This window comes from Actinoplanes sp. NBRC 101535 (assembly GCF_030269225.1).
Taxonomy (GTDB): Bacteria; Actinomycetota; Actinomycetes; order Mycobacteriales; family Micromonosporaceae; genus Actinoplanes; species Actinoplanes rectilineatus.
Genome location: NZ_BSSY01000002.1, coordinates 509,606 through 525,275, shown reverse-complemented (window position 1 = coordinate 525,275; position 15,670 = coordinate 509,606). Strand labels below are relative to the sequence as shown.

Annotated in this window: 10 protein-coding genes; 2 read left to right on the top strand and 8 right to left on the bottom strand. The window is 72.8% G+C overall.

The features are described from left to right. Nucleotides 1–82: 82 nt before the first annotated feature. On the bottom strand, nt 83–1,237 hold the full coding sequence (locus QSK32_RS07450; protein ID WP_285471505.1) for an acyl-CoA dehydrogenase family protein: 1,155 nt from the start codon (nt 1,235–1,237) through the stop codon (nt 83–85). 179 nt (nt 1,238–1,416) lie between these two features. On the opposite strand from QSK32_RS07450, the gene QSK32_RS07445 reads away from it, so the two are divergent. Further along, nucleotides 1,417–6,417, top strand: a complete 5,001-nt coding sequence (locus QSK32_RS07445) for an SCO7613 C-terminal domain-containing membrane protein (protein WP_285471504.1) — start codon at nt 1,417–1,419, stop codon at nt 6,415–6,417. A gap of 6 nt (nt 6,418–6,423) precedes the next feature. Here the strand turns inward: QSK32_RS07445 and purE are convergent, their stop codons facing one another. From purE to mca, 7 genes are all read right to left on the bottom strand, one after another. Then, complete coding sequence (gene purE / locus QSK32_RS07440) at nt 6,424–6,921, bottom strand: 5-(carboxyamino)imidazole ribonucleotide mutase (protein ID WP_045746549.1); 498 nt, start codon at nt 6,919–6,921, stop codon at nt 6,424–6,426. After that, entirely contained in the window at nt 6,922–8,064 is a 1,143-nt protein-coding gene (locus QSK32_RS07435; protein WP_285471503.1) for a 5-(carboxyamino)imidazole ribonucleotide synthase, read from the bottom strand. A gap of 131 nt (nt 8,065–8,195) precedes the next feature. Beyond that, the gene (locus QSK32_RS07430; RefSeq protein WP_045746561.1) at nt 8,196–10,199 is read right to left on the bottom strand and encodes a thioredoxin domain-containing protein; all 2,004 of its coding nucleotides are present in this window, start codon (nt 10,197–10,199) and stop codon (nt 8,196–8,198) included. Between the two features lie 39 nt (nt 10,200–10,238). Continuing rightward, nucleotides 10,239–10,868 (bottom strand): DedA family protein, encoded by a 630-nt coding sequence (locus QSK32_RS07425; protein WP_502872513.1) that lies wholly within the window; start codon nt 10,866–10,868, stop codon nt 10,239–10,241. A gap of 162 nt (nt 10,869–11,030) precedes the next feature. Further along, nucleotides 11,031–13,517, bottom strand: coding sequence for a putative bifunctional diguanylate cyclase/phosphodiesterase (locus QSK32_RS07420; RefSeq protein WP_285471502.1), 2,487 nt, complete (start codon nt 13,515–13,517; stop codon nt 11,031–11,033). 238 nt (nt 13,518–13,755) lie between these two features. After that, a complete protein-coding gene (locus QSK32_RS07415) occupies nt 13,756–14,106 on the bottom strand; it encodes a hypothetical protein (protein ID WP_502872512.1) in 351 nt (116 codons plus the stop codon). A 16-nt stretch (nt 14,107–14,122) separates the two neighbouring features. Further along, nucleotides 14,123–15,004, bottom strand: coding sequence for a mycothiol conjugate amidase Mca (gene mca / locus QSK32_RS07410; RefSeq protein WP_045746544.1), 882 nt, complete (start codon nt 15,002–15,004; stop codon nt 14,123–14,125). Between the two features lie 112 nt (nt 15,005–15,116). On the opposite strand from mca, the gene QSK32_RS07405 reads away from it, so the two are divergent. Next, nucleotides 15,117–15,536: a DUF4307 domain-containing protein gene (locus QSK32_RS07405; RefSeq protein ID WP_045746560.1), complete on the top strand. Its 420-nt coding sequence runs from the start codon at nt 15,117–15,119 to the stop codon at nt 15,534–15,536. The last annotated feature ends 134 nt before the right edge of the window (nt 15,537–15,670 follow it).

Here is a 15,670-nt window from a genome sequence, read left to right as displayed (position 1 = left end):
GTGGTCGCTGAGCAGGCCGGTAAACGAAACGGGGCCGACTCCGAAGAGTCAACCCCGCTCTGAACTGCAAAAACTTGCTTTCTCAATCTTTCAGGAGCTGCCGCGCCATCACAATCCGCTGAACCTGATTGGTGCCTTCATAGATCTGGGTGATCTTGGCGTCGCGCATCATGCGTTCGACCGGGTAGTCGCGGGTGTAGCCGTAGCCGCCCAGCAACTGCACCGCGTCCGTGGTGATCTCCATGGCCGCGTCGGAGGCGAAACACTTCGCCGCCGCTCCGAAGTACGTCAGGTCCGCGTCGCCGCGTTCGCTCTTGCCGGCCGCCACGTACGTCAACTGGCGGGCCGCCTCCAGCTTCATGCCCATGTCGGCGAGCATGAACTGGATGCCCTGGAAGTCGGCGACGGGCTTGCCGAACTGTTTGCGCTCCTTCACGTACCCCTTGGCGAAGTCGAGGGCGCCCTGCGCGATGCCGACGGCCTGGGCGGCGATGGTGACCCGGGTGTGGTCGAGGGTCTTCATCGCGGTGGCGAAGCCGGTGCCTTCCGCGCCGATGATGCGGTCGGCGGGGATCCGGACGTTGTCGAAGTAGACCTCGCGGGTCGGGGAGCCTTTGATCCCCAGTTTCTTCTCCGGGGCGCCGAAGCTCACTCCCTCGTCGCTCTTCTCCACCACGAAGGCGGAGATGCCGCGGGAGCGGGCCGACGGGTCGGTGACCGCGAAGACCGTGTAGTACTCCGAGACTCCGGCGTTGGTGATCCACCGCTTGACGCCGTTGAGCACCCAGTGGTCGCCGTCGCGGACGGCTCGGGTGGTCATCGAGGCGGCGTCCGAGCCGGCTTCGGGTTCGGACAGGCAGTAGGAGAACATCCCCTCGCCGGCGGCCACCTTCGACAGGTATTTCTGCTTCAAATCCTCGGAGCCGGCGATCAGCAGCGGCATGGTGCCGAGTTTGTTGACCGCCGGGATCAGTGAGGAGGAGGCGCAGGCGCGGGCCACTTCTTCGATGACGATGGCGGTGGCCAGGGCGTCCGCGCCGGCACCGCCGTATTCCGCGGGGATGTGCGGGGCGTGGAAGTCGGAGGAGCGCAGAGCGTCGTACGAGGCCTTCGGGAAGTCGCTCGTCTCGTCGGCCTCCGCGGCGTGCGGTGCGACCCGCGCGTCACAGACCTCGCGCACGGCGGCGCGGATGGTCTCGTGGTCCTCCGGAAGCTGGTAGACATCGAATGCAGGCATGACCTTAACCTTCCCTCAGCCGGTCCCGCCGCTATGTTACCGGCGCGTAGCGTGCGCTTGGCAACAGAAGAGGACTTGCCGGGTTCGGGCATCTCTCTGCCCGCTTGAGACTGTTCTAATGAGGTGTCGTACCGGCATGCTCTAACTACACAGAGCGGCCGGCTGGCCAAGGAGGTCTCGTGGCGAAGGCTGACGATCCCGACTACGCGGACGAACTGGCTCGGATCGACGCCTCGATCGCGGCGCTGAAGGTCGAGGACATGTCGGCCGCGAACCAGCGCACGCAGATCGCCAGCAAGATCCAGGCGGCGCAGTTCCAGCGGGACATCCTGGCTCACGCGCAGAAGGCGAAGGGTGCGAAGAGCAAGCGCAGCACCCGCCGCCGGCCGCCGGCTCCGGGTGACTTCCCCCCGCCGCCGCCACCGGGCGCCCGCGCGGAGAGCCCCGCCGCCGAAACGGAGCGGCCCGACCGGCCCGAACGACCCGAACGGCCCCCCGCCGCGGAGCAGGAACGCCCCCGCCGGCAGCCCCGGGTCATCGTCGACGACGGCGCGACCCTGCTCCGGGAGGAACCGCCGCCCGCGCCGCGCCGCCCGCCGCTGGCCACCATGGAGCATCCGCCGGAGGCCTCCACCCAGTCGGTGCAGAACATCCTGCTGGTGCTCGGTGCGCTGCTGCTCGGCGTCGCCGCGGTCACCTTCGCCGGGGTGGCGGTCGACAACCCGTTCGCCCGGACCCTGATCCTGGCGCTGGCCACCGGCGTCGCGCTGTCCGTCGCGCCCGGCACCGCCCGCCGCGGGCTGACCTCGACCGGTGAGACGATCGCCGCGATCGGCCTGGCCATGCTTCCGGTGACGCTGTTCGCCCTGCACGGCAGTGCGCTCACCGGTGGACCGGACGTGCCGGTCGCGCTCTACCTCGGCATCACGTTTGCGATCACCGCGGTGGCGTCCTTCGTCTACGCCGGGGTCACGCGACTCGCCACCCCGCGGTACGCGACGGTCATCGCCGCACAGCCGGTCGCGCCGCTTCTGGCGTACCCGCTGATTCAGAGCCCGGCAGGGTGGGGCCTGGCCCTGACCGTGGTGGCCGTGCTGGATCTTCTGCTTCTGACCACGGTGATCCGGGCCGGTCGTCTGGTGCCGAGCTGGCCGCTGGGACGCCCGACCCCCGCCGACCGGGCCGCGCAGGTGAACCCGGAGATCCGGCCGGAGTCGCACCCGGAGGAACCGGATCTGATCATCTCGGGAATGCGCCCGCGGCGCAGTCGCTGGCTGCCCACCCGGATCTTCCCCGGTCCGCGTCCGGCCGGAGCCGCGCCGGCCGGTTCGGTGCCGCTCGCCCCGCCGGCCACCCCACCCTCGGCGAACTGGCTGCGGGAACTGACCTTCGCCCTGCTCTGCCTGGCCTGCACGGGCGCGCTGCTCTACTCCTCGGTGGCGCTGCTGCAGGCGCAGGTGCTGGGGGACGCGTTGCGTTCCGGCCTGATACTGGTCGCCGCCGCGCTGACCGGGGTCGCCGCCGCCCGGCTGCTGCGCCACCCGCTCGCGGTGAACGTGACCGGTGCGGTCCTCACCCTCGCCGTGATCGGTGCGACCGCCCGGATCATCGACGTGCTCGCGCAGCACTGGACGCTGATCTTCGCCGCGGTCGCCGTCGCGGCCGCCGGTGCGGTGGTGCGGAACCTGCCCGAGGAGATCCGGCGCGGTCCGCAGCTCGCGTCGGCCGCCGCCCTCGCCCTGATCGGCCTGATCGTCGGGGTGGACGCGCTGCGGGCGGCCATCGCCCCGGTCGCCGCGGCCCGGCCGATCTGGAATGCGGACACCACCGCGTACGCGCTGCAGCTCGCCGAGGCGGTCGGCCCGTCCGGCCAGCTGCTCGCGCTCAGCGCCCTGGTCCTGACCGTCGCGGCCGCGCTGGCGCTGCCGGCCGGCATCCGGCACGAGGGCGCGGTCGCCGGGGTGGCGATGACCGCCCTGGCGGTGCCCGCCTCGCTGGGTCTGCCCTGGTCGGAGGCGCCATGGCCGCTGGTGCTCGCGGCCATCGGGCTGGGTGCGGCCGGCCTGTGGGCGAACACCCGGCGGATCGCGATCACGCATGTCGTCGCGGCCGGGGTGGTCGGCCTGTTCGGGGCGGGCGCGGCGCTGAGCGCCTCCTGGCTGACCGCCGCGGTGCTGACCGCCATCGCCGGCGCCGGGGTGATGGTCGCGATCGCCGCCCGGCAGATCGTGGTCCGGATCTTCGCCTGGATGGTCGGCGAGTGGGCGGCCGGCGCCGCCGCGCTGGCCATTCCGGGTGCCGCGGTCACCGCCGCCCTCGCGATCTCCGACGTCGGTGGCGGGCCGCCGCCCACCGCCGCGGCCACCGTCCCCGCGCTGGCCGCCGGTTTCCTCGCGGTGGCCGGCACCCTCAGCTACGCGGCCGTCTTCCAGGTGGCCCGCCGGGAGATCAGCCTGCCGGTGACGGCCGGCACCGGGCTGGGCGCGCTGGCCATGGCCGCCGCGGCACTGTTCGCACCCGGGGCCACCGCACCCGACCTGTGGGTCGGCGCGCTGCTGCTCTGCGCGGCCGGTCTGCTCTTCCTGGCCAAGTCGATCGACGCGCGGGGGCGTACCGACCGGGCGCTGGACGGCCCGGACATCGCCGCGGCGGCCGCCACCGTCGCCATCTGCGGCGCGCTGGCCCGGGTCGCCGCGCTGGCGTTCCCGAGCGCGCCGCTCGCCGTCGCCGGCGTCGTCGTGCTGCTGGTCGGTGTCGGTGTCGGCCTGCTCGCCGACGACTGGCGGCGCGGCCCGTCCCGCGGCCTGGCCATCGCCGCCACCGTGATCGGCCTGTTCGCCGGCGCCCAGGCGCTCGACTACGCCCTGCGGATCCTCTCCGCACCCGGTCCGCTGTGGTACGCGGACCTCAGCGGGTACGTCACCACCCCGCCGCCGGGCGCGTGGCAGGCCCCGTTCGCGCTGGCCATGATCGCGGTCACCGCCGCCGTCGCGATGCCCCGCACCTACGGGCCGTACGTCTCCGGCCTGGCCGCCGCACTGGCCGCCATCAGTGCCCCGTTCGCCTTCGGCATGCCCTGGTGGTCGCCGCTGCTGGTCGGCACCGCCGTCGCCGTCGGTTACGTGCTCGCCGCCGTCGCCACCGCGGTCCCGTCCGCGGCCCGGGCCCGCGCCGCGGTCGCCGCCGTGGTGCTGGTGCACAGCGCCGCCACCGGACTGGCCCGCCCGTGGTCGACCGCGATCGCGCTCGGCGCGGTGGTGCTGGTCGGCGCGCTGGCCGCGGTCACCGCGCGGATCCCGCTGCGCCGAGCCGGCTTCGAGGCGGAGGACGTGCTTCCCCCGCACCGGGCGCAGATCGGCGGGGCGGCCACCGCGGCGATCCTGCTCGCGCTGCCCGGGGCGCTCGCCGCGACCGCCGCCGACCTGGGGCACGGCGCGCAGGTGGTGCTGACCGCCGGTCTCGCCGCGTCCAGTCTGGGCCTGGCCGTTCTCGCCGCGCTCGGCAGGCGCGTCCCGCAATACCTTCCCTGGGCCACCATCGGCCTGGTCCTGGGCGCCACCGTCACCGCGCTCGCGTCGATCCCGTCGGACTTCCCCACCGCCCTGTACGCGGCCGCCGCCGCCCTGCTCGGCGTCCTCGCCGAGATGCTGCGCGGTGCCACCCCGGCCCCGGCCGCGCCGGTCGACCCGGACGAGGTGCCCGGCCGCGGCCGGTACACCCGGATGCGCCGTGGTGCGCTGCGCTCCAGTGGCCTGGCCGGCAGCCGGCTCAGCGAACGCTGGCTCTCCGACCCGGCCACCGGAGCGGTGATCCTGGCCCTGCTGCCCACCATCGTGGCGTTGTTCTCGCTGGCGCCGGCCCTGCGCGCCGCCCTGATCGACCCGCTCGGGCAGATCCGGGCGATCTGGGAGGGTCCGATCCCGGCCCTGGCGAACCCCGCCGCGGGCACCGTCGACGGGACCAGCGCGCTCGCCGCGGTCCTGCTCACCGGGGCCGCCGCGCTGGCCGCGATCGGGTTCGGCGGCCGGGTGTCCGAGGCGGTCCCGGTGATCCTTCCCGGCGTCGCGCTCACCCTGCTGATAACGCCGATCGCGCTGCACGCCGGTTTCCCGGCGGCCACCGGTGCCGCCCTGGTCGTCTTCACCATCGCGATGCTCGGCCTGGCGCTCACCCCGCCGCCGATCGAGACCCGGGCGCCGCTGCTGCGCGGCACCCGGTCGGTGGTCTTCGCGGTCGGCCTGCTCGCCGGGGGCGCCGGTCTCGCCGGCAGCCTCGCCACGGAACCGCTGACCCTGCTCACCGTCGGCTCCGCCGTGGGCGTCGGGCTGGTGGCCGCGCTCGCCGGGCGTACCCAGGGCGCACGCCTTCTGGGCTGGGTCTTCGCCGCCTTGATGGGCCAGATGTTCGTGTTGACGGTGGCGATCTCCGCCGGTCTGCCGCGGCACTGGGCGGCGTTCGGGGTGCTGGCCGTCGGCACGGTGCTGCTGTCACTGTCGACGCTGATGCCGCGGCTGGGCATGCCGCAGTACCGGGTCGAGGCCACCACGGTGGAGTGGTGCGGCTACGCGTCCGCGCTGATCGCGGGCGCGCTCGCCTTCGACTCCCCGGCGCACCTCGCCGCGCTGCTGGCCGCGTGGGGTGCCGTGCTGGGGCTGGCCGCGTCCCGCCCGGACCGGACACCCGGCCAGCGGCGGACCCTGTTCTGGACGGCGGTCGGCTTCGAGATCGTCGGCTGGTGGCTGTTCATCGCGCTCGCCGACGTGGGGCTGCCGGAGGCGTACACCCTGCCGTTCGCCGGTCTGGCGCTGGCGGTCGGTGTGGTGGAGGCGCATCACCGGCCCGACCTGAGCAGCTGGGCGGCTTACGGCCCCGCACTGCTCGCCGCTTTCGTGCCGACGATCGGGATCGTCCTGGCCGGCAACGGTGGCGACCTGCGCGGGGTGCTGCTCCTGCTGGGCGCGGTGGCCACGTTGCTGGTCGGCACGCGTACCCGGCAGCAGGCCCCGGTGGTGGTCGGCGCCGCCGCGACGGTGATCGCCGCGTTCCGGTTCGCGTTCACGCTGGGCGGGCCGTGGCTGGCGCTGGTGCCGGTCGGCGTGATCCTGCTGTTCCTGGGCGCCACCAACGAGAGTCGCCGGCGCGCCCAGGAGCTGCGTGAGGTGGTCTTCCGGATGCGCTAGAAGAGATCAGCCGAGAAGGCGGTCGCGGAGGGCGGCGTCCTTCTCCTCGACCATCTTCTCCAGGCCGACCTGGAAGTCCGCCATCCGCCGGCGGATCACCGGGTCGGCAGCGCCGAGGATCCGGACCGCCAGCAGGCCCGCGTTGCGCGCGCCGCCGATCGACACCGTCGCCACCGGGATGCCGGCCGGCATCTGCACGATGGACAGCAGGGAGTCCATGCCGTCGAGGTGTTTCAGCGGGACCGGCACGCCGACCACCGGCAGCGGGGTCAGCGACGCCACCATGCCGGGCAGGTGGGCCGCACCGCCCGCACCCGCGATGATCACCTTGATGCCGCGGCCGGCCGCGGCTTCGGCGTAGTCGACCATCTTGCGGACCGTGCGGTGGGCGGAGACGACGCCGACCTCGAAGGGCACGTCGAACTCGGCGAGGGCGATCGCGGCGGCCTCCATGGTGGGCCAGTCGGAGTCGCTGCCCATGATGATGCCGACCTGCGGAGACATCTACACACCTTCCTGGAGCCACTTGGCGGCCCGGGCGGCCCGTGCCCGCACCGTGGCCAGATCGTCGCCGAGCACGGTCACGTGGCCGATCTTGCGACCGGGGCGGACCTGCTTGCCGTAGAGGTGCACCCGCGCGTCCGGCACCTCGGCGAAGAGGTGGTGCAGGCGCTCGTCGACGCTGATGCCGCCGGGCTCGCCGCCGAGCACGTTGGCCATCACGACCACCGGCGCGGTCAGAGCGGTCGAGCCCATCGGGTAGTCCAGGACGGCCCGCAGGTGCTGCTCGAACTGGGAGGTCCGGGCACCCTCGATGGTCCAGTGACCGGAGTTGTGCGGGCGCATGGCCAGCTCGTTGACCACGATGCCCTCGTCGGTCTCGAACAGTTCCACGGCGAGCAGGCCGACCACGCCGAGTTCGGTGGCCAGGTCGATGGCGAGTTGCTGCGCCTCGAGCGCACGCTGCTCGCTCAGGCCGGGCGCCGGGGCGAGCACCTCGACGCAGATGCCGTCGCGCTGCACGGTCTCCACCACCGGGTAGGCCGCGACCTGCCCGAACGGGGAACGCGCCACCAGGGCGGCCAGCTCACGCTTGAGCGGGACCTTGTCCTCGACGATCAGCGGCACACCGGTCGAGACCAGGTCGTCGGCGGCCTCGCGGGAGCCGACGATCCAGACGCCGCGACCGTCGTAGCCGCCGCGGGTCGCCTTGGCCACCACCGGCCACGACCCGGCCGCGAAGGCCTCGATGTCGTCGGCGGTGCCGACCCGGGCCCAGCGCGGGACCGGGGCGCCGAGAGCCGCCAGGCGTTCCCGCATCATGCCCTTGTCCTGGGCGAAGACCAGGGCCTTCGACCCCGGGAAGATCTTGACGCCCTCGTCCTCGAGCGCCTCGATGTGCTTGGTCGGCACATGCTCGTGGTCGAAGGTGACGGCGTCGCAGCCCTTGGCGAACTCACGCAGCGCGGCCAGATCGGTGTGCGTGCCGATCGGCACGTCCGACGCGACAAGCGCGGCACTGTCGTCGGGTCGCTCACTGAGCACACGCAGTGACTGGCCGAGGGAAATGGCGGCCTGGTGGGTCATCCGGGCCAGTTGCCCGCCCCCCACCATGCCGACTACAGGCAGACCGGTTCGGGTATCCATCGCCCGAACAGCCTACTCTCCGCGGGATTCGACCCCGGCGGCCGAGCCACGCTCCGCGACCCAAGATCATTCTGCGGGGGTACGAGCCACCACTCCCCAGAAGCAGCCGACCCGTCCCCGCCCTCCGGGCGCTACCGCCGGTGTGCCGGGGCGACGTGTCCGCGCAGATCATCTTCCGTGGTGACGGGTCGTTCGCAGACGAACCCACGACACACGTAGGCGGTCGCGGCTCCCCCGATCAGGGGACGGTTCGCGAGCAGCGGCACGCCGTCCGCGCCCGGCGCGCCCGCGACGATCACCGTGCCGGCCGGGGCGTACCGGAACGCGGCCGCCACCAGCGGATCCGCCGGGTCGTCCGTCGCGACCGCGATCTCCAGCGGCCCACTCAGCGCCGCCTCGGCGACCGCCGCGGAGTAGCCCGCGAACCGCGGATGCCCGCCGATCAGCGGCCCCAGGGTGGCCAGGGTCGCGTCGGCCGCCTCCCGGTAGGCCGTCTCCCCGGTCAGCGCCGCGTAGCCCACCAGCGCCGCACCGATCGACGACGCCCCCGACGGGGTGGCGTTGTCGGTCGGGTCGGCCGGGCGGGTCAGCAGCTTCTCCGCGTCGTCGGCGGTGTCGTAGAAGCCGCCCTCGCCGGTGCCGAAGTGCGCCAGCGCCACATCCAGCAGCTGCTTCGCGAGCCCGAGCCAGCGCGGATCACCGGTGATCTGGTGCACGGCGAGGAACCCCTCGGCCACGCACCCGTGGTCGTCGAGCACCCCGGCCGGTTCCCCCACCACACCGTCCCGGGACACCCGGCGCAGCCGGCCGTCCACCAGATGCCGGTCGGCGAGCACCCCGGCCAGCGCCACGGCGGCGTCCCGGGAGGCCGCGGTGCCGGTCAGCACCCCGTGTTCGGCGAGGGCGGTGACGGCCAGGCCGTTCCAGGAGGCGACCACCTTGTCGTCGCGGGCCGGCTGCGGGCGGGCGGACCGGGCGGCCAGCAGCCGGGACCGGACGTCCTGCCAGCGGGCGATCAGCGCCGGGTCGGCGGCGTCGATGTCGCGGGCCAGCACCAGGACACTCCTGCCGTCCTCGAACGTGCCCTTCGCGGTGACCCGGAACAGGTCGGCCGCCCACGCGCCGTCCTCGTCGCCGAGGTGCTCCACCAGTTCGGCGGGCGTCCACGCGTAGGTCAGCCCCTCCACCCCGTCGGTGTCCGCGTCCAGCGCCGACGCCAGCCCACCCTCCGCGGTGCCCAGGTCCCGCAGCAGGAACGCGGCCGTCTCGCCGGCGACCCGCCGGGCCAGGTCGTCCCCGGTCAGCCGCCACAGCTGGGTGTAGACACGCAGCAGCAGAGCATTGTCGTAGAGCATCTTCTCGAAATGCGGCACGGTCCAGGTGTTGTCCACCGCGTACCGGGCGAACCCGCCGGCCAGCTGGTCGTAGATGCCGCCCCGGGCCATCTGCTCGGCCGCGTGCCGGACCGTCTCCAGCGCCTCCGGAGACCCGGTGCGCTCGTGGTGCCGGAGCAGGAACAGCAGACTCATGTGCGGCGGGAACTTCGGGGCGCCGCCGAATCCCCCGTACATCGGATCCTGGTCCTTGAAGAGGCCCTGCGCCGCGGCCGTGAGCAGTTCCGCCGAGATCGGCGCGGTCGGCCCGCCGACCAGCTGGGCGCCGCCGACCGCCTGGACCACCGCCGCGCCCTGCTGGACGACCGCCTCCCGCTGGTCACGCCAGGCGGTCGAGACCGAGCCGAGCAGGGCGGTGAACCGCTCCCGGGAGTAGTACGTCCCGCAGAAGAACGGCTCCCCGTCCGGCGTGGCGAAGACCGTCATCGGCCAGCCGCCCTGCCCGGTCATCGCCTGCGTCGCGGTCATGTAGACGGCGTCCACGTCCGGCCGTTCCTCACGATCCACCTTGATCGCCACGAACCCGTCGTTCATCAGCCCGGCGACCGTCGCGTCCTCGAACGACTCGTGCGCCATCACATGACACCAGTGGCAGGCGGCGTAGCCCACCGAGATGATCACCGGCACGTCCCGCCGCCGGGCCTCCTCGAACGCCTCGGGCGACCACTGCCACCAGTCCACCGGGTTGTCCCGGTGCTGCTGCAGATAGGGCGAGGTGGCATCGGCAAGACGGTTGGCCATACCGCCCACTCTGACACAACGCCCGGGACACGGCCCGGATCAGCGCCGGCGGTCCTCGATCACCGGCAGCAGCACGGTGGCATCCGGGTCGACCGGCGGCCGGGAGCGGCTGCGCACCCGCTGATAGACGAAGAGACCGATAGCGATCACCACGCCGACGATCACGACCTTCTGGAAGACGCCGGCATAATCCTCGACGACGTGCCAGTTCGCTCCCAGCTGGTAGCCGGCGGTCACGAAGAGGGTGTTCCAGATCAGGCTGCCCGCGGTGGTGAGCAGCAGGAACAGTCCGAAACTCATCCGCTCGACGCCGGCCGGGAACGAGATGAAGCTGCGGAACAGCGGCACCATCCGGCCGAAGAAGACCGCCTTGGCGCCGTGCTTGGCGAACCACGCCTCACAACGATCGAAGTCGGTCACCTGCACCAGGGGCAGGCGGGCGATCAGCGCGCGGGCGCGGTCGCGGCCGAGGAGGGCTCCCGCCCAGTACACGATGATCGCGCCGACGACCGAGCCCAGTGTGGTCCAGAACAGCGCCTCGGGCAGGCTGAACACGCCCCGGCTGGCGGCGAACCCGGCCAGGGGGAGCACCAGCTCGCTGGGGATCGGCGGGAACAGGTTGTCGAGGCCGATGATCAGGGCGGCGCCGACACCGCCGAGGCTGTCCATCAGGCCGACGGCCCAACCGGTGAGATCCAGCGGTCCACTCCTCCCGTGACGGCCCCGGGGAAGCGCACCGGCGGCCGAACCGCCCTGCGCGGTGTCCGGACCACTGTTCCCGGGCTACCTGAACCGGGACCGGCTCCGGCCTGGACATCTCCTGTGAATAGGTCAGGAGGCGTCGTCGGCGCGCAGGCGGGTCACCGGGGCCGGTGCCGCTTCGGCCAGCTGGGAGAGCGCCTGCACGATCTTGTCGGCGGGCATCGGCTTGCAGAAGTGGTAGCCCTGGGCGGTCGGGCAGCCGAGCGCGATCAGCGCGGCCCGTTGCTCGACCGTCTCGATGCCTTCGGCCACCACGCGTACGCCGAGGCGGGCGCCCAGCTCGACCGCGCCGCGGACCACCGCGCCGGCCGCCGCCGAGTCGATCATCTCGTCGACGAAGGAGCGGTCGATTTTGATCTCGTCGAACGGCATCCGGGTGACCGAGGAGAGCGACGAGAAGCCGGTGCCGAAGTCGTCCAGGGAGATCTGCACGTCCAGGGCGCGCAGGCGGGCCAGCACCTCGTCGACGATCTCCTGTTCGCTGACCGCCACCGACTCGGTGATCTCCAGGACCAGCCGGGACGCCGGGGTCCGGTGCCGGCGCAGCGCCTCGGCCACCTGCACCGGGAAGGTCGGGTCGGTGAGGCTGCGGGCCGAGACGTTGACCGAGACCGGGACGTCGATGCCGCTGGCCGCCCAGTCCGCGGCCGAGGAGAGTGCCAGGTCGAGCACGCGGCGGGTGAACGGGATGAGCAGTTCGCTGCGCTCCACGGCCGGCAGGAAGTCGCCCGGGGACAGCTGCCCGCGCCGCGGGTGCCGCCAGCGGACCAGCGCCTCCACCCCGGTCGGCGCGGCGGTCACCAGGTCCACCGCGGGCTGCAGGTGCAGCACGATCTGGTCGTCGGCGGCGAACGCGTCCTGCAGCTCGGCGAGCAGGGCCAGCTGGTCGGTGCTGCTCGCGTCCTGGCCGCTGTCGTACGTCCCGACGGTGAGGCCCAGCTCTTTGGCCTTGCCGACGGCCAGCGACGCCCGGCGTAGCAGTTCGCCCGCCTCGACCTGGCCGGCCCGGGCCACCACCACGCCCACGGTGACCTCGACGGCCAGGCGCACCCCGGCCACCTCCATCGGCAGACGCAACTGTTCGACCAGTTCGCGGGCCCGGCGCAGGGCGGCCGGCAGTTGACCGGCGCTGCTCTGCGGGCGGCCCGCGTCGGCGACGGCGGTGATGGTCGGCAGCAGCAGCGCGAACTCGTCGTCGCCGGTGCGGGCGAGCAGTTCGCCGACGCGGCTCAGGTCGGTGAGCCGCCGGCCGACCAGCCGGAGCACCTCGTCGCCGCCGCGGTGCCCGAGGGTGCTGTTGACCTCGCGGAAGTCGACCACGTCGAGCAGCAGCACGGCGACCTGCCGGTCACGTTCGAGGGAGTCCAGCAGCGGGTCGCCCTCGGTGCCGAACGCGCCCCGGTTGAGCAGCCCGGTGAGCGGGTCACGGATCCGGTACCACGCCGCGCGGGTGTCCAGTTCCTCGATGCGCTGGTGGGCCGCCGCGTCGTGCAGCGCTCCGGCGAGTGCCTCGCCGTACGCCGTGATCGCCGCCTCGTCCTGCGGGACCGGCAGGTTGGGTTCGCCGAGCCACACGGTCAGCTCACCGACCGGCCGGCCGGCGACCGCCATGCTGCGCGTGATCGCCGGTCCGGAGCGGGCGGCGAGGGTGTCCTCCAGGCCGGGGCCGTCCTGGGCGTACCGGCGGTGGCCGCCCTCGAGCCGCACCTCCAGTTCGGCGCGGCGGGCGCCGAAGACGTCCAGGGCGCCGCGGAGTCCGGCGTGTGCCACCTCGGCCTCGCTGGTGCCGGGCAGCCGGGCGGTGGCCGTGGCGAACGCCTCCCACATCCGGCGTTCCTCGGCGGCGCGCAGGTGGAAGCGGTAGGTGCGGTGCAGCAGCCACAGGGCCGGGCCGAACGCGAGGAGCCAGAGCGGCTGCCGGGAGAGCGCGAAGACGGCGCAGAGGCCGACCAGCACGTTGCCGACCGACATCGGCAGTTTCGCGTAGAGCACCCGGGCGGCGATCTGTGCCGGTTCGGCGTCGCGGTGCAGCACCAGGGTGAGCACCACCAGGCCGAACGTGATGAGCAGGTAGACCGCGGCGCCGGCCACCAGGGCGAGCGGCAGGCGGGCGCTCTGGATCGGGGCGTCGCCGGCGAGCAGGGTGGTGACCAGGGCTGCGCCGGCGGCGCCGAGGGTCATCGAGGCGACCAGGTGGACGATCTCGGCGACGTTGCGGATGCCGGTGAACCAGGCGAGCAGCAGCCAGGCGACGCCGGCGCCGACCAGGGTGGCGCCGGGGAGCCAGCCGGGCGGGGCGACCACGAAGCCGACCACCACGGCGGCCTCCGCCCAGCTCACCGAGACCGCGTCCGGGCCGAGCCGGAACCGCAGGCCGGCCAGTTGGGCGATGGCGGCGAGGACGACGGCCACCGAGATGCCGTCGAGCGTGGCGAGGGGGCGCACGGCCGAGTGTCCGATCGGCTGCAGGGCGCCGAGCACCACGGTCGTCAGTGCGGCGAGGACCACGGCGGCGGTCAGGAGACGGACCGGCGCGGCACGCACGGGTGCGGTCACGACAGGGCCCCGGCAGCAGGGCGCACGGGAGGATGCACGTGCATCCTCGTCACGGAGAGTCGGCGCCGGACAGTGTGCATGTCGGCGCCCCCTTCCGCGCAGGGTCCAGGAACCGAGCGGCCCCCGGGCGGAAGGCTAAATCAATCGCGATGAACGCAACAGGGCTTGACGGACCCCGGACGGGATGCTTCGCGCCCGCGGGCCGGAACCGGTCGATGCCCGGCCGGTTCCGCATCGCTCAGGCGCGGTCTGCGGCGTCGCCGGCGGCAGCGTCCTTCTTCTGCTGGGGCACCGCTGCGACCTCGGCATCCTCGGCGGACGCGCCCGCCGGGGATCGATTCGCCTCGACGTCGGCGCCCTCGGGGAGGCCGGCGGTGGCGGGATCGGCGTCGCGACGCGCGATCTCCGCCACACGGTCCTGCTCAGCCTGAGTCGGGAAACTGTCGGGAAGCCGACGCAAGCGCTTGTTCATGTTGCGGATCAACAGCACGGTCCCGATGCACATCAGGAGGATGACGAAGAGTCCCATCGGACCGGCCAGGCCGCCCGACCGGGTGTCACCGAAGTTGTTGACCGCGAAGATGTCCACGCGCCCAGGGTACTGCTCAGGCGGCGCCGACCCGTTCCCGGATGCCCGCGAACAGGTCGGACTCCGGGACCGGGCTGTCGACGAGGGAACGCGCCAGCTCGAAGTCCTCGGTGGGCCACACCTTCTGCTGCATCTCCAGCGGGATGTGGAACCAGAAGCCGTCCGGGTCGACCTGGGTCGCGTGCGCCCGCAGCGCGTCGTCGCGGATCCCGAAGTACTCCCCGCACTCCACCCGCGTGGTGATCTTGTCGCCGCGGTCCTGGCGGTCCGACCACTTCTCCAGCCACTCCGCGTACGGCGACTCGAGGCCGGCGGCCAGCATGCCCTCGTGCAGCGCGAGCATCCGCGCCCGGGTCCAGCCGGAGTTGTAGTACAGCTTCAGCGGCTGCCACGGCTCCCCCAGCTCCGGGTAGAGCTCCGGGTCGCCGGCCGCGTCGAACGCCACCACCGAGATCTTGTGGCACATGATGTGGTCCGGGTGCGGGTATCCGCCGTTCTCGTCATAGGTGGTCATGACGTGCGGCCGGAACTCGCGGATCAGCTTGATCAGCGGCTTGGCCGCCTCCTGCGGGTCCTGCAGGCCGAAACACCCCTCGGGCAGCGGCGGCAGCGGGTCGCCCTCGGGCAGGCCGGAGTCGACGAACCCGAGCCAGGCCTGGTCCACGCCGAGGATCTCGCGGGCCTTGTCCATCTCGGCACGGCGGATGTTGGTGATGTCGGCCAGCACCTCGGGCCGGTCCATCTTGGGGTTGAGCACGCTGCCGCGCTCACCACCCGTGCAGGTGGCGACGAGCACGCTCGTCCCCTCGGCGATGTATTTCGCCATCGTGGCGGCACCCTTGCTCGACTCGTCGTCGGGGTGCGCGTGCACGGTCATGAGGCGCAACTGCTCGGCCACGTTAACTACCCTCTCGACCAGGCCTGCCGTCGGCGGGCCGGGATCGGCTGCGAAGATGGACTCTGCCATTCTGGCCGATCCCACCGACAACAAACGCACGAGAGGTCGCAAGGTGAGCGAGACGCACGCCACAACCGCGGTCTTCCCGCCCGGACGATACGGCCGGCGCCGCGACGGCAGGCCGCGCCGATGGCTGCCGATCACCGCTGCGGTCCTGTTCGGTGCGGGCCTGATCGGCATCACCATGCAGTACTACGACAAGTTCGGTCAGACCGACTACACCGCCGACATCATCGGGTGGAACGAGCCGTCCGACACCGAGTTGGTGATCCAGTTCCGGGTCCAGGTGCCCGAGGGCGGCACCGCCACCTGCATGCTGCGCGCCCGCGACTACGACGGGTTCGAGGTGGGTCGCCGGTCGGTGCGGATTCCGGCGCCGGCGGGCGGCGGAAGCGTCGAGGTGAGTGAATCCATCCCCACCAAGGAGCGCGGCTCGGTCGGTGACGTGATGGGCTGCCGCGCCACCGCCTGACACGGCCGCTCCGACCTGCGAAAACGTCAAACGGCCGGTTTCGCGTTCCGGATGGGGCAGGATCTGGCGATCCCGGCGGCATGCATACCGCTGGTAAGCTTGGTGATTCGCTGCGTTGAGCATGCCGGATTCCG